Here is a 17,545-nt window from a genome sequence, read left to right on the forward strand (position 1 = left end):
GTGACGCGTTCTCCTCTTCGCATTCCGCCCGATCGTGATCTCTCGATCGACTTCGTCCGCGCGATCTGCCTCCCGGTGGTGGTCGTGCTGCATGCGATCCAGATGGGCATCGAGGGCGATCCGCCCCGTGCCTTCAACGCACTCGCGGAGTGGACGCCGCTGGCCTGGATCACCTGGATCGGGATGATCATGCCCACGTTCTTCATCGCCGGAGGCTTCGCCGGCATCACCACCTGGCGCCGACTCGAGAAGAGAGGGGAGACGGCGGGGGAGTACATCCGCGTCCGGGCCCTCCGACTCGCGCGCCCGGTGTTCCTCGCGATGCTCGGCGTACTCCTCACCCTCGCGGTGATGGCGGTCTGCGGAGCCGATGCCGAGTTCCTCCGGACCTTCGCGTTCCGGCTCGCCGAGCCACTCTGGTTCATCGCGGTCTACGCGATCTGCACCTCGTTCGTACCGCTGATGGCCGCGCTGCACCGCCGTGCGGCCTGGACGACGTACTTCACACTGGCCTCGCTGGTCGTGATCGTCGATCTCGTCTCTCGTTTCGGGGGTCTGCCGATCGGCGCCCTCAATTGGCTCTTCGTCTGGCTCTTCGTGCAGCAACTCGGCTTCGGCGTGCGGGATCAGTGGTACTCGCGCCGTCCGCGGTGGTTGCTCCTGCTGCTGGCCGTCGCCGCCTACGGCCTCATGTGCGTCGCCGTCTTCGGGCTGGGCTACGACCCCGACATGATCGCCAACCTCAACCCGCCGACCGTGCTCCTGCTCCTGCTCGGTCTGGCGCAGGTCTACCTGTTCACGCTCCTTCAGCCGGCGATCCGCGCGCTCATGCGTCTGCGCCCCGCGCTCGTGATCATCGGCGCCCTCGGAATGTACGGGATGGTCATCTACCTGTGGCATACGGTCGCGATGGCGATCGTCGTCGGTGCACAGCAGGCGCTAGGGCTGCCGTTCCCTCCGGTGCTCACCCCCACATGGTGGATCACACGCATCCCGTGGGTGCTCGCGATCGTGGCGGTGCTCGCCGTGCTCTGCGCGACCGTCCCCCGGATCGAACGGATCTGGCCGGTCGAGAGGGCGCGCACCATGCCGCTGCCGGCGGCGATCGCGGCGACAGCGCTTCTCGTGGCGGGCGTCGGGTGGGTGCTCACCCAGGGCTATCTCACGCTCGGAACCGCTGTGGCTCTGGCGGCGATCGCATTCGCGATCGCGTGGCTCACCGTCGGCGGGCCCGGTCCGGATCGAGAGTCGGAGCCTCTGGAGGATGCGGCGGAATCCGGTGCATCGCGGGACGCGCGGCGCCTCTGATAGACTTGAGCGGCTCGAAACCGAGTTTTCGGGCATCTCCTCGTTCACACCACACCTCGACGGCGCCCCGGCGTGCGCCCCGAGGAAGAGCGCGGGTGATACGTCCGTGAGTCGCGAGAGACGCGACCACGTCATCGGAAGGACAGCTTCGTGACCACGAAGTCCCAGGACCGCCGCAAGGTGCGTCTGAGCCGTGCCCTCGGCATCGCTCTCACCCCGAAGGCCGCCCGCTACCTCGAGAAGCGTCCCTACGCTCCGGGTGAGCACGGCCGCACCAAGCGCAAGGCTGACAGCGACTACGCCGTCCGTCTGCGTGAGAAGCAGCGTCTGCGCGAGCAGTACGGCATCCGCGAGAAGCAGATGCGCAACACCTTCAACGAAGCCCGCCGCCAGGAGGGTCTGACCGGTGAGAACCTGGTCGAGCTCCTCGAGATGCGTCTCGACGCTCTCGTGCTGCGCGCCGGTTTCGCCCGTACGACGGCGCAGGCCCGCCAGCTCGTCGTGCACCGCCACATCCTCGTCGACGGCCAGCTCGTCGACCGCCCGTCCTTCCGCGTGAAGGCCGGACAACTCATCCACGTCAAGGCCAAGAGCGAGGGCACCGAGCCCTTCCAGGTGGCAGCAGCCGGCGGTCACGCCGAGGTCCTGCCCCCCGTTCCGGGCTACCTCGAGGTCGAGCTCGACAAGCTCCAGGCCCGCCTGGTCCGTCGTCCGAAGCGCGCCGAGGTCCCCGTGACCTGCGAAGTGCAGCTCGTCGTCGAGTACTACGCGGCTCGCTGAGCCCACAGGGCGCTGATCTCAGCGTTCGAAACGAGAGGCGTCGGGGTGACCCGACGCCTCTCGTCGTTTTTGCATACGATGGAGACACCGCGCCTTCGCGGGTCAAGGCAAGGATGACGACATGAAGAACATGGTGTGGTTCCTGATCGGCGTGATCGGCGGCTTCGTCGCTGCGCATTTCATGAACAAGGACCCCCGCGGGCACGACATCCTCGCCGAGGTCGATGCCAGGATCAACGGCTTCACCGCGCTCATCGGCGACGCGTACCGCGCGCAGGAGGCCCGGCTCACCGAGCCGGAAGACCACTGACCCCTCGCGCAACCGCGCGGAACTTCTCACCTCCGAACAAGGACACCCGGGCACCCCTATGAATTCTGCGGAAATCGCGCAGCGCTATCTCGACTTCTTCGAGAAGAACGACCACGTCATCGTCCCCTCCGCCTCGCTCGTCAGCGACGACCCCTCCCTGATGTTCACGGTCGCGGGCATGGTGCCCTTCGTCCCGTACCTCACGGGCGTCGTGCCGTCGCCGCATCCGCGGATCGCCGACCTGCAGAAGTGCATCCGTACGAACGACATCGAAGAGGTCGGCAAGACCGCCCGTCATGGCACGTTCTTCCAGATGCTCGGCAACTGGTCGTTCGGCGACTACTTCAAAGAGGGCGCGATCCGCTACGCCTGGGAACTCCTCACCAGCAGCGAGGCCGATGGCGGCTTCGCGTTCGACGAGAAGGACCTCTGGGTCACGGTCTATGAGACCGATGACGAGGCCGAGTCGATCTGGCGCGACATCATCGGACTGAAGCCCGAGCGCATCCAGCGCCTCGGACGCGCCGACAACTACTGGAACACGGGTCAGCCCGGCCCGGGTGGCCCCGACTCCGAGATCTTCTTCGACCGGGGACCGGCGTACGGCAAGGACGGCGGCCCCGCGGCCGACGATTCGAGGTTCCTGGAGATCTGGAACCTCGTGTTCATGCAGGACTTCATCGAGAACATCCGCGGAAAGACCGAGTTCGACATCGTGGGCGAGCTCCCGCAGAAGAACATCGACACCGGCATGGGTCTCGAGCGCGTCGCCTTCCTCAAGCAGGGCGTCGAGAACATGTACGAGATCGACCAGGTGCGCCCCGTCCTCGATCGTGCCGTCGAGCTCTCCGGCCGCACCTATGGCAAGGTCCACGAGGACGACGTGCGCTTCCGCGTCATCGCCGACCACGTGCGCTCCTCGCTCATGCTGCTCTCCGACGGCGTGCGTCCGTCGAACGAGGGCCGCGGCTACATCCTCCGTCGCCTCATGCGCCGCACGGTGCGTGCGATGCGGCTGCTCGGCGTCGACGAGCCGGTCTTCCCCGAACTCTTCGCCACCTCGCGCGACGCGATGAAGTCGTCGTACCCCGAACTCGAGCGCGACTGGTCGACCCTCTCCGCGTCGGCGTTCGCCGAGGAGGAGACCTTCCGTCGCACGCTGGCCCAGGGATCGACGATCCTCGACCTGGCGCTCGACGAGACCAAGAAGGAGGGCAAGACGGCGCTGAGCGGCCCGGAGGCCTTCCTGCTGCACGACACCTACGGATTCCCGATCGACCTCACGCTCGAGGTCGCCGAGGAAGCCGGGCTCGAGGTCGACCGCGGCGCGTTCGACACGCTCATGCGCGAGCAGCGCGACCGCGCCAAGGCAGACGCACGCAACCGCAAGCGTCAGCTCGCGGATGTCTCCGTCTACCGGGAGCTGCGCGCTCTCGGCGAGACCGGCTTCGACGGGTACACCGAACTCGAGGTGCAGTCCCGCATCCTGGGCATCCTCGTCGACGGGCAGCCGGTGCGCAGCGCATCGGAGGGCCAGATCGCCGAGGTCGTCCTCGCTGAGACGACCCTGTACGCCGAGTCCGGAGGTCAGGTCGCCGACAAGGGAACGATCGTGGGCCCCGGCTTCGAACTCGAAGTGCTCGACGTGCAGCGTCCCGTGCCCGGACTCATCAGCCACACGGTGCAGGTGAGCACCGGATCGGTCGCCGTCGACGACGCCGCCACCACGGTCGTCGATGCGGCCAACCGTCGCGCGGCGCGTCAGGCGCACTCCGCGACGCACCTCGTGCACGCTGCGCTCCGCGACACGCTCGGTCCGACCGCCACGCAGGCGGGCTCGTTGAACCGCGCCGGCTACATGCGCTTCGATTTCTCCTGGTCGCAGGCGTTGTCGGCCGACACGCGCACCGAGATCGAGGAGATCACGAACCGCGCCGTCCACGACGCCCTAGAGGTCACCACACGCATCGTCTCGCTCGACGAGGCGAAGGAAGCCGGCGCCATGGCGCTGTTCGGCGAGAAGTACGGCGACGTGGTGCGCATGGTCGACATCGGTGGCCCGTGGTCGCGTGAGCTCTGCGCGGGAACCCACGTCGGCTCCAGCGCCGAGATCGGCCTCGTCAGCCTCGTCGGAGAATCGTCGGTGGGAGCATCCAACCGTCGCATCGAAGCCCTCGTCGGCGTCGACGCCTTCCGTGAGCTCGCTGCCGAGCGTGCGATCGTCTCGCAGCTCACGAGTTCGCTGAAGACGCCGCGCGATCAGCTCGCCGAGCGCATCTCCGACCTCGCTGCGAACCTCAAGGCGGCGGAGAAGCGCATCGCTCAGTTCGAGTCCAAGGAGCGCGCGGGACAGATTCCCGCGATCGCCGACGCGGCGCGCCGGATCGCCGCGTTCTACGTCGCCACGGAGTCGCTCGGTGAGCTGGCCTCGGCCGACGATCTGCGCGAACTCGTGCTCGGCGTCCGCGACCGCCTCGGCTCCGATGCTGCGGTCGTCGCACTCGGCGCCGTGGTGAACGGTCGTCCGGTCGTGGTCGTCGCCACCAACGACGCCGCTCGCACCGCAGGTGCGAAGGCGGGAGCGCTCGCGAAGCGCGCCGCCGGAGTGCTCGGCGGAGGCGGCGGCGGGCGTGACGACGTCGCACAGGGCGGCGGAACGGATGCCGCGGCACTGCCCGCCGCACTCGACGCCATCGTCCAGGAGCTGCACGCAGCGTGAGCGGTTTCCGACGCGGGGTGCGCCTCGGCATCGATGTCGGGCGCGCCCGCGTCGGCGTCGCGCGGTGCGATCCCGACGGAATGCTCGCCGTCCCCGTCGAGACGGTGCCGCGCTCGGAGGCCTCGATCGATCGGCTCGTGGAGCTCGCGGCCGAGTACGAGCCGATGGAGTTCGTCGTCGGTCTCCCGGTGAACATGCAGGGCGCGGACACCGCGTCGACGGTGGACGCACGGGAGTTCGCCGCAGCCCTTCGCACGCGCACCGGTGTCCCGGTACGGCTCGTCGACGAACGGCTCAGCACGGTGTCCGCGCACGCGGCCCTGCGTTCTTCAGGTCGAAATCAGAAGAACTCTCGTAGCATTGTGGATCAGGTCGCCGCGGTGGTGCTGCTGCAGCAGGCGATCGACACGGAGAAGAGCACCGGAAACCCGGCCGGTGCCGCTGTCCCGTCCGACGAGGAGCATCCCTGAACATGTCCGAACGCGATGGCGCGTCCCCCGCGCCCGATGCGAACGAGCCGCTCGGCGATCTCTTCGCGAACCTCCCCGAGCCGACGCAGCAGCATCCGACGGCCGATTACAGCGGCCCGGCTCCCGGCTCCCGGCGCGCCGCCCGTGAGGCCGCGCGCCGAGGCGACGCGTCACCCGAGACGACTCCCGCCGCGCTGCCCGACGCCGTGGACCCGGTCGGCGCCCCCGTCCCGGCAGTCGAGCCCGCGACATCGGCGGTCGAACCGGTGACGTCGGCTGCCGAGCCCGTGCGTCCGTCCGCCGAAGAGGTGCGGATCGCGCCGGCACGCAGGGAACCGGCACCCGTCGCCGCTCCCACCGCCGAAGCCGTCCAGGGAGAGGCCCCGATCGGCGGAGGCCTCGACGCTCTGTTCGTGGCTCCCGATGACGACCGCGCTCTGGCGAAGGCACCGAGGAAGCGACGTCGCGGGTGTCTGATCGCGCTGCTCGTCATCCTGGTGATCGTCGGCGGTATCGCCGCCGCCGGCGCCTGGGCGATGAACACCTACGGCGAGCAGATCAACGACATCATGGGCTGGGGTGAGCCGAAGGACTACGAAGACGGCGAAGCCTCCGGCGAAGCCTTCGTCACGATCAAGGACGGCGATACCGGACGCCCGGTGTCGACGGCACTCTACGAGGCCGGTGTCACCAAGACCGAGGACGTGTTCTACGACTACCTGATCGAGGAGAACATCGCTGTCACCTTCTACCCGGGTGTGTACCGCCTGCAGAAGAAGATGACCGCCGCAGCCGCGCTCGAGGAGCTGGGCAACGAAGACAACAAGCTCGAGAACACGGCGTCGGTGTCGGAGGGCGGCACGATCGAGTCCTCCCTGGCGGCGATGGCCGAGTCGCTCGGTCTGCCGGTGGAGGACTTCGAAGCCGCCGTCGCCGATCCCTCCGTCTACGGCGTCGACGCGCCGAGCCTCGAGGGGTGGCTGTTCCCGGCCGTGTACACCTTCGATCCCGAGGTGACGGCGACGCAGGTCATTCAGCGCATGGTCGATCGCACGCGGGAGGCGTTGACCGAAGCGGGCGTTCCCGATACCGACGCCGAGCGCATCCTGACGATCGCGTCGATCATCCAGCGCGAGGGCCGCACGGCCGACTTCGCGAAGGTGAGCCGCGTGATCGAGAACCGTCTCGACATCGACATGAAGCTGCAGATGGACTCGACGGCCCAGTACGGGTACGGCTCGCTGCACGAGGGAGTCGTGTCGAGCTCGACCGAGGCTCTGGAAGACGACAACGACTGGAACACCTACGTGCGCACGGGGCTTCCGGTGACGCCGATCGCGAGTCCGAGCTTCGCCGCGATCGATGCCGCGATGCACCCCGAGGACGGTCCCTGGCTGTACTTCGTCACGATCGACCTGTCGACGGGCGAGACGCAGTTCTCGGAGACGTACGAGGAGCACCAGGCCGGCATCGAGAAGTGGCGCGAATGGTGCCGGGCGAATCCGGATGCGGGCTGCTGACGCTCGTTCCCCCCACCGGCTCGCGGTGTGGGGGGATCCGATCGCGCACTCGAAGTCTCCGGCGCTCCATGCCGCGGCCTATCGTGTGCTCGGGCTGGACTGGGATTACGACCGCCGCCGCGTGAGCGCCGACGACCTGCCGTCGGCGCTGTCCGGTCTCGACGGATCGTGGCGTGGACTCTCGCTCACGATGCCCCTCAAGGAACAGGCGTTCCGGGCCGCGGCGGTGCGCGATCGCCATGCGACGCTCACGGGAGCCGTGAACACGCTCCTGCTCGACGGCGGGCCGGCGGGGTTCAACACCGACGTCGGGGGGATCGTCGACGCCCTGGCCGATGACGGGATGCGGGCGGCGAGCATCGTGCGCATCCTCGGTGCCGGGGCGACGGCGGCATCCGCCCTGGTCGCTGCGGCGGAGATCGGTGCCGAGCGGGCGGAGATCCGCGCGCGACGGCCGGATCGCGCTGCGGCACTGGTCGATCTCGGCGGCAGTCTCGGCGTGACCGTCTCCGTCGCCTCGTTCGATTCGCCTCCCACCCCGGTGGATCTGACGGTCGCGACGCTCCCGTCGGGTACATCGCTTCCCGCAGACGTCGCCCTGCCTTTGGCGGATGACGGGGGAGTGCTGTTCGATGCCGCCTACGCGCCCTGGCCCTCGGCGCTGGCGGCGGTGTGGAGCGACGCACCCGTCGTGTCGGGCCTCGGGATGCTGCTCCATCAGGCGATCCGTCAGATCCGCGTCTTCCTGCACGGTGACCCGGCGCACGTGCTCGACGACGAGGCATCCGTCCTGGCCGCGATGCGCGCTGCTGTCTGACTCCGCGCGCTCTGTGACACGTCGCTGAAACGCGGACGGCGGGCGCGGCCGCGCATGGGAGACTAGAGGAATGCTCCGCGTGCTGACGGCCGGCGAATCGCACGGCCCCGAACTCATCGCCATCATGGAGGGCCTTCCCTCCGGTGTCCCGATCTCCTCCGAGGCGATCCAGGCCGACCTCCAGCGTCGCAAACTCGGCTACGGGCGCGGCTCGCGCATGAAGTTCGAGCAGGACGAGCTGAGCATCTCCGGCGGCGTCCGCCACGGCAAGACCCTGGGGAGCCCCATCGCGATGCGCATCGGCAACACCGAGTGGCCGAAGTGGACCGAGGTCATGAACCCCGAGCCCGCCGAGCTCACCGACAAGTCCCGCGGCCGCGGCGCCCCGCTCACGCGTCCCCGCCCGGGTCACGCCGATCTCGTGGGCATGCAGAAGTACGACTTCGACGAGGCCCGCCCGATCCTCGAGCGTGCGAGCGCTCGGGAGACCGCCGCCCGCGTCGCGCTGGGTGCCGTCGCCCGTTCCTTCCTCAGCGAGCTCGGCATCCGTCTCGTGAGCCACACCCTCTCGATCGGACCGGTCGCCGTGCCGGCGGATTCACCGCTGCCGACGCCGGACGACGTCGACGCCCTCGACGCCGATCCGCTCCGGTGCTTCGACGCGACCACCTCCGCGCTGATGGTCGCCGAGGTCGACGACGCGAAGAAGGACGGTGACACCCTCGGCGGCATCGTCGAGGTGCTCGCCTACGGCCTTCCGCCGGGGCTCGGCTCGCACGTGCACTGGGACCGCCGGCTCGATGCCCGCCTCGCGCAGGCGCTCATGAGCATCCAGGCCATCAAGGGGGTCGAGGTCGGCGACGGATTCGAGACAACACGTCGTCGGGGCTCGGCCGCCCACGACGAGCTCTTCGCGACCGACGGCGGCATCACCCGCGGCTCCGACCGTGCCGGCGGAACCGAGGGCGGGATGTCGACCGGCACCGTGCTGCGCGTGCGCGCCGGTATGAAGCCGATCGCCACGGTGCCGCATGCGCTGCGCACGATCGACATCGCGACCGGCGACGACGCGACGGCCCACCACCAGCGCTCCGACGTGTGCGCCGTCCCCGCGGCGGGCGTCGTGGCGGAGGCGATGGTCGCCATCGAGCTCGCCCGGGCCGTGCTCGAGAAGTTCGGCGGCGACAGCGTCGGCGAGACCCGTCGCAACCTCGAGGGATACCTCGCGGCGATCCCGGCGGAGCTGCGCACCGCGCCGGCATCCGAGGCCGCGCTGCTCGCGCATGACGAACAGCACTGATCCGCTCACACTGGTGCTCGTCGGTCCCATGGCTGCGGGCAAGACCAGTGTGGGGCGGCGTGTCGCACGCCGCTTGGGTGTGCCGTTCATCGACACCGACAAGCGCATCGTCGCCGCCCACGGACAGATCCCCGTGATCTTCGCCGAGCACGGCGAGGATCACTTCCGCGAGCTGGAACGGCTCGCGGTCGCCGACGCGCTCGCGGAGGGCGGCGTGATCTCCCTCGGCGGCGGCGCCGTGACGGATGCCGGAACCCGCGCGTTGCTGGGCGCGCATCCCGTGGTCTTCCTCACGGTGAGTCCCGAGGCGGTCGCGGATCGGATCCGCGGAGCCGGGCGCCCGCTGCTCGAGTCGGAGGATCCCCTGGAGCGATGGACCTCGATCTTCGAGGCGCGCCGGGACTGGTACGAGGAAGTGGCCACGGCGACGTTCGACACGTCGCGCCGGCCGATGCAGAAGATCGCAGACGAGATCGTCATTTGGAGGAGAGAGCAGCGATGACCACCACGACCATCAGCGTCACCGGAGACGATGCCTACGACATCGTGATCGGTCGGGACATCCTCGACCGCGTGTCGGAGGCGCTGACGCCCACGGTGCGCAAGATTCTCGTGGTGCACCCTCCGACGCTCGCCGCGCGGGCGGCCGAACTGCGCGACAGACTCCTCGCCGACACCGAGAACGGTCCGCGCGAGGTTCTGCTCGCAGAGATCCCGGATGCCGAGCAGGGCAAGCGCATCGAGGTGGCGGCCTTCTGCTGGCAGGTGATGGGTCAGGCGGACTTCACGCGCACGGATGCCGTGATCGGCTACGGCGGGGGAGCGGTGACCGACCTCGCCGGTTTCGTGGCCGCGACCTGGCTGCGCGGCATTCAGCTCGTGCAGGTGCCCACCACCGTCCTCGGTCTCGTCGACGCCTCCGTCGGGGGCAAGACCGGGATCAACACCGCGGAGGGCAAGAACCTCGTGGGGGCGTTCTGGGCGCCGCGTGCGGTGATCGGCGACCTCGACGAGCTGCGCAGCCTCAGCGCCAACGAGGCGACGGCCGGGTTCGCCGAGGTCGTGAAGGCCGGCTTCATCTGGGCGCCGGAGATCCTCGACATCGTCGAGGCGGATCCCGCACGCGCCGTGGATCCCGCCTCTGACGAGTTCCGCCGCGCCGTCGAGCTCGCGATCGGGATGAAGGCCGCCGTCGTCTCGGAGGACTTCCGAGAGGCCGGTCAACGCGAGATCCTCAACTACGGCCACACGCTCGGACACGCCATCGAGCATGCCGAGCGCTACCGCTGGCGCCACGGCGCGGCGATCTCGGTGGGGATGCTCTTCGCTGCCGAGCTCTCGCGTCTCGCCGGGCGTCTGTCCGACGAGGCGGCGCTGCGCCACCGCGCGGTTCTCGAGTCGCTCGGTCTTCCGACCTCGTACCGCGCGGGCGCCTGGCCGCAGCTCCTGGCCACGATGCAGCGCGACAAGAAGAGTCGTGGGGGAATGCTCCGCTTCATCCTGCTCGACGACATCGCCAAGCCGACCGTTCTCCAGGCTCCCGACGAGTCGCTGCTCTTCGCCGCCTACCAGGAGGTCGGCGCGTGAGCGCTCGGATCCTGCTGGTCAACGGCCCCAACCTCAATCTGCTCGGCACGCGCGAGCCCGAGGTCTACGGCACAGCGACGCTCTCCGACGTCGAGCGTCTCGCGACCGATGCCGCCGCCGCGGCGGGCTACGAGATCCGGGCGATCCAGAGCAATCACGAGGGCGTCCTGATCGATGCGATCCAGGCCGCCCGCGAGGACTGCGCCGCGATCGTGATCAACCCCGGCGGGCTCACCCACACGTCCGTGGCGCTGCGTGACGCATTGACCGGTATCGCCCTGCCCTTCGCCGAGGTGCACATCTCGGACGTGCACGCGCGCGAGGAGTTCCGCCACCACTCCTACCTCGAGGACGTCGCCGCCGTGCGGGTGATCGGGCGCGGCGTGGAGGGGTACGCCGAGGCCGTGCGACGGCTCACCGCCCTCATCACGTAGAATCTACTGTCGGCCGGGTCCGCGCCCTGCGAGGGCGGCCGCGAAAACCACACAGGAACGGAACTCTCAGCGCATGGCATCTACCGCAGACATCAAGAACGGCGTCGTCCTCAGCATCGACGGGCAGCTCTGGAGCGTCATCGAGTTCCAGCACGTGAAGCCCGGAAAGGGCGGTGCGTTCGTGCGCACCAAGCTCAAGAACGTCGTCTCCGGCAAGGTCGTCGACCGCACGTACAACGCGGGCGCGAAGATCGACATCGAGAACGTCGACCGCCGCGACTTCACCTATCTGTACAACGACGGCGACGGCTTCGTCTTCATGGACGCCACCGACTTCGACCAGCTCACGGTCGGCGCGGCCACGGTCGGCGATGCGAAGAACTTCCTGCTCGAGAACCAGCAGGTCACGATCGCTCTGAACAACGGCAACCCGCTGTACATCGACCTTCCGGCGTCGGTCATCCTCGAGGTGACGTACACCGAGCCCGGTCTGCAGGGCGACCGCTCGTCGGCCGGCACGAAGCCCGCAACCCTCGAGACCGGCTACGAGATGCAGGTTCCACTGTTCCTCGAGACGGGCACCAAGATCAAGGTCGACACCCGCACGGGTGAGTACCTGGGTCGCGAGAAGTAAGGCGTGAGCGCTCGGACGAAGGCGCGCAAGCGCGCACTCGACATCCTCTTCTCCGCCGACGTGCGCGGAGACGACGTCGCCATCGCCCTCGCGGCCGAGGCCAAGCGGGCGGCGAGCGAACCTGCTCGCGAGGCCTCGTGGCTGTACGCCCGTGAGATCGTCGACGGCATCATCGATCACCGCGACGAGATAGACGAGCAGATCACCACGCACAGCCGTGAGTGGAAGATCGAGCGGATGCCGGCGGTCGACCGCGCACTCCTGCGCATCGCCGTCTGGGAGATCCTGCACAACGACGAGGTCCCGACGGCCGTCGCGATCGACGAGGCGGTGGAGCTCGCCAAGGAGTTCTCGACCGATGACTCGGGCGCGTTCGTGCATGGTGTCCTCGGCCGGGTGTCCCGCGCGGCCTGAACGCTCTGATCGCACCTCCGCCGCGTGTCGGAGGTGCGGGGGAGGATGAGGTCCATGGCGCTCCCGATCGATCCCGCGCGACGCGAACCGTCGCGTCCGGACGACGGATGGCGCGCGCTGCTCGGTTCGCGCGACGACGCTGACGACGACCTCGCTCCGCTCGCGCTCGGTGTCGAGCTCCGCTACCGCGAGGCGCGCGGGGGCAACCCCTGGGCGGCCCGACCGCTCCGTGCGGCGACACCTCGCGACGTCGCCCGGCGCACGGGAGAGATCCTCCTCGGCATCCGCCCTCTGGAGCGCAGCGCCGCCAGCGGTGCGTGGGTACAGGGCGGCGCCACGTGGGACGCCGTTCGGCGGTCGTCGGCGCGGTACGGGCGTGAGCGTTCGCGCTGGTTCGCTGACCTCCTGAGCATCGCGCGCGATTCACTGCTCTCGGGCACAGCGGGTGACTGGTTGCTGGTCGACCACCTCGAATCCCGTCTGCTGTGGTCCCACCTCCGCGCGGGCGCGGCACTCGGCATCCCGCTCGTCCCGACGCAGAAGGATGTCGAGGTCGTGCTGGCCGACCGTGCGGGTGTGCGCGCGGACATCGCCAGGAACGACGAGGGCGACCTCGAGGTGTCGGCCGCGGTCGAGTTCGACGGCGAGACGATCGGCGACGCAGACATCCGCCCGATCGGACGCAGCGGCGTCTACGCCGTGACCTCCCATGGGCACCGGGTGCGGGTGGTCCTGTCCGAGATACCGCTCAGCGACTCGGTGCACGCGCTGGTCGCCGCTCCCGGCCCCCTGGTCGTGCCGCATGCAGAAGAAGAGGCGTTCCTGCGCGAGGCGTATCCGCTGCTGGCGCGGCGCATCGAGGTGCGCGGCAGTGCGCGGGTCGATCTTCCGCCGTTGCCCCTGCCGACACCGGTGCTCCAGCTCACGTTCCGTCGCGGCGACACGATCGCCTTCGCGTTCGAATGGGAGTACCGGGGCTTCGGTCGCGTGCCTCTCGACGAGTCCACCCACGGCGTGCGCGATCGGGCGGCCGAGACGGCAATCCTCGAACCGATCCTCGCGGTCTGGCAGCGGGCGACAGGGGCGCGCTTCACATCGACGGGTGCGTTCCACGACGTCGAAGCCGCCGAGTTCGTCACGCATCTCATCCCCCGTCTCGAGGTCGAGGGGGTGCTCGTCGAGGTGTCCGGTCGACGCAAGACGTATCACGAGCTCACCGGCGAACCGGAGGTGACGGTCTCGACGGTCGAATCCGCCGACCCCGACTGGTTCGACCTCGGCGTGCTCGTGCGCATCGACGGCCGACTGATTCCGTTCGAACCGCTCTTCACCGCTCTGACGAAGGGGCGTAGGAAACTCCTCCTCGTAGACGGGAGCTACTTCTCGCTGCAGCATCCTGCGCTGGATCGCTTGCGCGAACTGCTCGAGGAGGCCGCCGACCTCGACGAGTGGGAGACCGGGCCCCGCATCAGCCGTCATCAGACCGACCTCTGGGAGGAGTTCGAGGATCTCGCCGATCAGGCTCTCCCCGCCGTCACCTGGCGGGCCACGGCCGAAGGGCTGCGCGCTGCCACGGGTGTGCCGTCCGCACCGATGCCGCAGGGGATCACCGCCGAGCTGCGTCCGTATCAGAAGGAGGGATTCGACTGGCTCGCCTTCCTCTGGCAGCACCGGTTGGGCGGGATCCTCGCCGACGACATGGGCCTGGGGAAGACACTCCAGATCCTCACTCTGATCGCGCATGCCCGCGAGACGGGCGAGCGCCGGCCGTTCCTCGTGATCGCGCCGACGTCGGTCGCCGGAACGTGGCATTCCGAGCCGGCCAGGTTCGCCCCCGGGCTGACGGTGCAGGTGCGCGGCGCGACGCGCTCGTCCGGTCTGGCCGAGCCGTTCGGCGCCGACGTGGTCGTCACCACCTACGCGGTCGCCCGTCTCGACGCGGATGCCTTCGCCGCGGTCGAGTGGGCGGGGATCGTGCTCGATGAGGCCCAGTTCGTCAAGAATCCCGCGACCAAATTGCACCGCGCGATCGCGGGCTTCCGCTCGGACGTGACGATCGCCGTGACCGGAACCCCCCTCGAGAACAGCCTCACCGAGCTCTGGGCGCTGCTCCAGCTCACCGCACCCGGTCTCTTCCCCTCCGCCCGAAAGTTCCGTGAGCGCTACCTCCAGCCGATCGAGCAGGGCAAGGTCCCCGAGAACGAGGAGGGCGGCCCCTACCGTCAGCGTCGTCTCGCGCAGCTGCGGCGACGGATCCGCCCCCTGGTGCTGCGGCGCACCAAGGAGCACGTGGCCCCCGACCTCCCCTCGAAGCAGGAGCAGATCCTCGAAGTCGAGCTCAGCGCCTCGCATCGCGCGCTGTACGAGGCCGTGCTGCAGCGCGAGCGTCAGAAGGTGCTCGGTCTGCTGCCCGATCTCGATCGCAACCGGTTCATCGTGTTCCGTTCGCTGACGCTGCTGCGGATGCTGAGCCTGTCGCCGGCCCTCATCGATGCGAACGATCGCCGGATCGGGTCGCGCAAGCTCGACGTTCTCCTGGAGAGGGTGGCCGAACTGCAGGAGGAGGGCCACCGCGCCCTCGTCTTCAGCCAGTTCACGTCGTTCCTCGACCTCGCCGCCGAACGGCTCACCGCCGCCGGTATCCCGTATGCGCATCTCGACGGAGCGTCCCTGCGCCGACAGGAGATCGTCGACGGCTTCCGGGACGGCACGCAGCCGGTCTTCCTCATCAGCCTCAAAGCGGGTGGGTTCGGCCTGACGCTCACCGAGGCCGACTACGTCTTCCTGCTGGACCCGTGGTGGAACCCGGCGGCCGAGGCGCAGGCCGTCGACCGCACGCACCGCATCGGACAGTCCTCGCAGGTCTTCGTCTATCGCATGATCTCGGTGGGCACGATCGAGGAGAAGGTGCTCGACCTGCAGCGGCGCAAGGCACGGCTCTTCTCGGCCGTGATGGACGACGAGGCCCTCTTCGCCCAGGCGCTCACCGCGGACGACATCCGCGGACTCTTCGACGACTGAGTCTCCGACACCGGGTTATCCACGGCCCGGTCGCCGCGGACGCACAGCGGGGCGCGGGTAGAATCGGTGCCGGCCAGGAGGGCGCTCGAACAGGGGCGTCCGGGATGCACCAGGAGGAGCGCAATGCGGATCACGGGACTCGGCCACGCCGGGATGTTCATCGAGACGGTTGGCGGGAACATCATCTGCGACCCCGTGCTCGGACCGTCCTTCTTCGGCTCCTGGTTCCCCTTCCCCGACAACCGCGCGCTCGACTGGGAGCGCTTCGGGAGGGAAGCGGACTTCCTCTACATCTCGCATCGTCACCGCGACCACTTCGACCCGAAGCTGCTCGAGCGGTACATCCGCAAGGACATCGAGGTGCTGCTGCCCGAGTACCCGATCGACGATCTCGAGCAGGACATCCGTGCCCTCGGTTACACCAACATCACGTACGCGCCCGCGGGCGAGATCATCGAGCGCGGCGACCTCAAGATCATGATCACCCCGCTGCGCGCCCCCAGCGACGGCCCGATCGGCGACTCCTCGCTCAGCGTCGACGACGGCACCGGGTCGGTGCTGAACCAGAACGATTCGCACCCGCTCGACCTCGACAGCCTGCTGCACTTCGGCAAGCCCGACGCGTATTTCACCCAGGTCTCGGGCGCGATCTGGTGGCCGATGGTCTACGACCTCCCGATGGATGCGAAACAGAACTTCGCCCAGCTCAAGCGCGAGGCGCAGAACAAGCGCGCGATGTACTACATCGAGAAGGTCGATGCGCCGCACGTGTTCCCGATGGCGGGACCGCCCATGTTCCTGCGCGACGAGCTCTTCGACTTCAACGGCACGGGGCGCAACGGCGAATCGATCTTCACCGACCAGAAGCAGTTCCTCGCGCACATGAAGGAGCTGGCGCCGCAGTACGACGGTCAGCTCTTCATCCCCGGTACGGTCGTCACGGTCGCCTCGGGTGACGTCACGACCGAGCAGACGCTGTACACCGATGCCGAGATCTCGCACATCTTCGACGAGAAGTGGGACTACCTCGAGGAGCAGCGCGCCAGTCGTCAGCAGGAGATCCGCGACGAAGAGGCCTCGCGAGCCGAGGCGCTGCCCGCGGAGGAGATCCTCGCGGCGATCAAGGAGTGGTGGGAGCCGCTGCTGAAGAAGTCCCGCACGATCCGTCTCGGCGTCGGCGGCAACGTGCGGTTCCGGATCGGCGACCTCGACATGGTGGTCGACTTCCCGCGCGCCAAGGTGCGCGAGTACGCGGGGGAGGAGTGCGTCTACTGGTACACGATCCCCGCCGACCTCGTCTCGACGAACATCCGTGATCACGAGATCGACTGGTCGAACTCGATCTTCCTGTCGATGCAGTTCCAGGTAGGGCGCAGCGGCAAGTTCAACGAGTTCCTGACGACGTTCCTCAAGTGCCTGTCGGTCGACCGCATCGAGTACGTCGAGAACTGGTACCAGGAGCAGACCGACCAGACCGAGGACGCCGAGATCGGCGACTGGCTCGTGCAGCGTCGGTGCCCGCACCTGCGCGCCGACCTCACCCGCACCGGAACGGTCGACGGCGACGGCATCCTCACGTGCAGCATGCACGACTGGAAGTGGGACCTGAAGACCGGTCGCTGCCTGTCGACGAGCGGTCACCCGATCCGCTCCTCGAAGCTCGAGGAGCCGGCCGGCGACGTGCTCGCCGAGGCGAGCTGACCGCGTGACGCTCCCGGCCCTTGAGGGCGCGCGGTGGGTGGTGCGTTCGACGACCGATCGACTCCTGCGCATCGCAACGGACTTCTTCGCCGAGCAGGGTTTCGCCGTACGAGAGTCCGCGTTCACCGGTACCGCCGACGAGGCGGGATGGATCGCGGTCGCCCTCGAAGCGAGCGGACGAGGGGCGGCGGCGCACCGGAGGAGTCGCCTGGCGAGCTTCCTGGCCGGACGCCGGGAGGAATCGTCTCGGTCCGACACGCCGCAGGTCGTCATCATCGCGACGGCACGGCGCGTGTCGAACGGGATAGCCGAGCTCGTCGTCTATCCGCACGCCGCCCCGGAGAGTGCTCCCGCGATCGTCGAGACGGCGGCGGCTTCCATCGCAGCCGCGCTCGCGGCGATCACCTCTGCGGCCGGTGCCGAGTCGGCGATGCTTTCACACGAGCGCCTCCGCTCCGCACCAGAGGATGAATGCCCCGCTTCGGACGCGAGGGCCCGCGACGTGCTCGGCTGGCGCTGACACCCCGCTA

The 17,545-nt window shown here is 68.8% G+C and carries 16 protein-coding genes; all 16 read left to right on the forward strand.

Features of this window, described 5'->3' with window-relative positions; genetic code table 11:
- The 16 genes from KZC52_RS02190 to KZC52_RS02265 all read left to right on the forward strand — a co-directional run bounded on the left by KZC52_RS02190 (position 1) and on the right by KZC52_RS02265 (position 17,535).
- Positions 1 to 1,308 (forward strand): acyltransferase family protein, encoded by a 1,308-nt coding sequence (locus KZC52_RS02190; protein ID WP_247622431.1) that lies wholly within the window; start codon positions 1 to 3, stop codon positions 1,306 to 1,308.
- Between the two features lie 150 nt (positions 1,309 to 1,458).
- On the forward strand, positions 1,459 to 2,088 hold the full coding sequence (gene rpsD, locus KZC52_RS02195; RefSeq protein ID WP_247622432.1) for a 30S ribosomal protein S4: 630 nt from the start codon (positions 1,459 to 1,461) through the stop codon (positions 2,086 to 2,088).
- 121 nt (positions 2,089 to 2,209) lie between these two features.
- Entirely contained in the window at positions 2,210 to 2,398 is a 189-nt protein-coding gene (locus KZC52_RS02200) for a hypothetical protein (RefSeq protein WP_247622433.1), read from the forward strand.
- A 58-nt stretch (positions 2,399 to 2,456) separates the two neighbouring features.
- On the forward strand, positions 2,457 to 5,117 hold the full coding sequence (gene alaS / locus KZC52_RS02205; protein ID WP_247622434.1) for an alanine--tRNA ligase: 2,661 nt from the start codon (positions 2,457 to 2,459) through the stop codon (positions 5,115 to 5,117).
- A complete protein-coding gene (ruvX, locus tag KZC52_RS02210; RefSeq protein ID WP_247622435.1) occupies positions 5,114 to 5,587 on the forward strand; it encodes a Holliday junction resolvase RuvX in 474 nt (157 codons plus the stop codon). The genes alaS and ruvX overlap by 4 nt, the downstream gene beginning before the upstream one ends.
- 2 nt (positions 5,588 to 5,589) lie before the next feature.
- Positions 5,590 to 7,107 carry an endolytic transglycosylase MltG gene (gene mltG, locus KZC52_RS02215; RefSeq protein WP_247622436.1) on the forward strand — a complete coding sequence of 506 codons (1,518 nt, stop codon included), beginning with the start codon at positions 5,590 to 5,592 and terminating at the stop codon, positions 7,105 to 7,107.
- Positions 7,094 to 7,924, forward strand: a complete 831-nt coding sequence (locus KZC52_RS02220) for a shikimate dehydrogenase family protein (RefSeq protein WP_247622437.1) — start codon at positions 7,094 to 7,096, stop codon at positions 7,922 to 7,924. The genes mltG and KZC52_RS02220 overlap by 14 nt, the downstream gene beginning before the upstream one ends.
- Positions 7,925 to 7,994: 70 nt before the next feature.
- The gene (gene aroC / locus KZC52_RS02225; protein WP_247622438.1) at positions 7,995 to 9,224 is read left to right on the forward strand and encodes a chorismate synthase; all 1,230 of its coding nucleotides are present in this window, start codon (positions 7,995 to 7,997) and stop codon (positions 9,222 to 9,224) included.
- On the forward strand, positions 9,208 to 9,726 hold the full coding sequence (locus KZC52_RS02230) for a shikimate kinase (protein WP_247622439.1): 519 nt from the start codon (positions 9,208 to 9,210) through the stop codon (positions 9,724 to 9,726). Before aroC ends, KZC52_RS02230 begins: the two co-directional genes overlap by 17 nt.
- Positions 9,723 to 10,811, forward strand: coding sequence for a 3-dehydroquinate synthase (aroB, locus tag KZC52_RS02235; RefSeq protein ID WP_247622440.1), 1,089 nt, complete (start codon positions 9,723 to 9,725; stop codon positions 10,809 to 10,811). Before KZC52_RS02230 ends, aroB begins: the two co-directional genes overlap by 4 nt.
- The gene (aroQ, locus tag KZC52_RS02240) at positions 10,808 to 11,245 is read left to right on the forward strand and encodes a type II 3-dehydroquinate dehydratase (RefSeq protein WP_247622441.1); all 438 of its coding nucleotides are present in this window, start codon (positions 10,808 to 10,810) and stop codon (positions 11,243 to 11,245) included. The genes aroB and aroQ overlap by 4 nt, the downstream gene beginning before the upstream one ends.
- A gap of 73 nt (positions 11,246 to 11,318) precedes the next feature.
- Positions 11,319 to 11,879 carry an elongation factor P gene (efp, locus tag KZC52_RS02245; RefSeq protein ID WP_247622442.1) on the forward strand — a complete coding sequence of 187 codons (561 nt, stop codon included), beginning with the start codon at positions 11,319 to 11,321 and terminating at the stop codon, positions 11,877 to 11,879.
- Between the two features lie 3 nt (positions 11,880 to 11,882).
- A complete protein-coding gene (nusB, locus tag KZC52_RS02250; RefSeq protein WP_247622443.1) occupies positions 11,883 to 12,293 on the forward strand; it encodes a transcription antitermination factor NusB in 411 nt (136 codons plus the stop codon).
- Between the two features lie 54 nt (positions 12,294 to 12,347).
- Complete coding sequence (locus KZC52_RS02255) at positions 12,348 to 15,314, forward strand: DEAD/DEAH box helicase (protein ID WP_247622444.1); 2,967 nt, start codon at positions 12,348 to 12,350, stop codon at positions 15,312 to 15,314.
- A gap of 123 nt (positions 15,315 to 15,437) precedes the next feature.
- Entirely contained in the window at positions 15,438 to 17,015 is a 1,578-nt protein-coding gene (locus KZC52_RS02260) for a Rieske 2Fe-2S domain-containing protein (RefSeq protein ID WP_247622445.1), read from the forward strand.
- Positions 17,016 to 17,019: 4 nt separating this feature from the next.
- Positions 17,020 to 17,535 (forward strand): hypothetical protein, encoded by a 516-nt coding sequence (locus KZC52_RS02265; RefSeq protein ID WP_247622446.1) that lies wholly within the window; start codon positions 17,020 to 17,022, stop codon positions 17,533 to 17,535.
- The last annotated feature ends 10 nt before the right edge of the window (positions 17,536 to 17,545 follow it).

The sequence above is a fragment of the Microbacterium galbinum genome (assembly GCF_023091225.1).
Lineage (GTDB): Bacteria > Actinomycetota > Actinomycetes > Actinomycetales > Microbacteriaceae > Microbacterium > Microbacterium galbinum.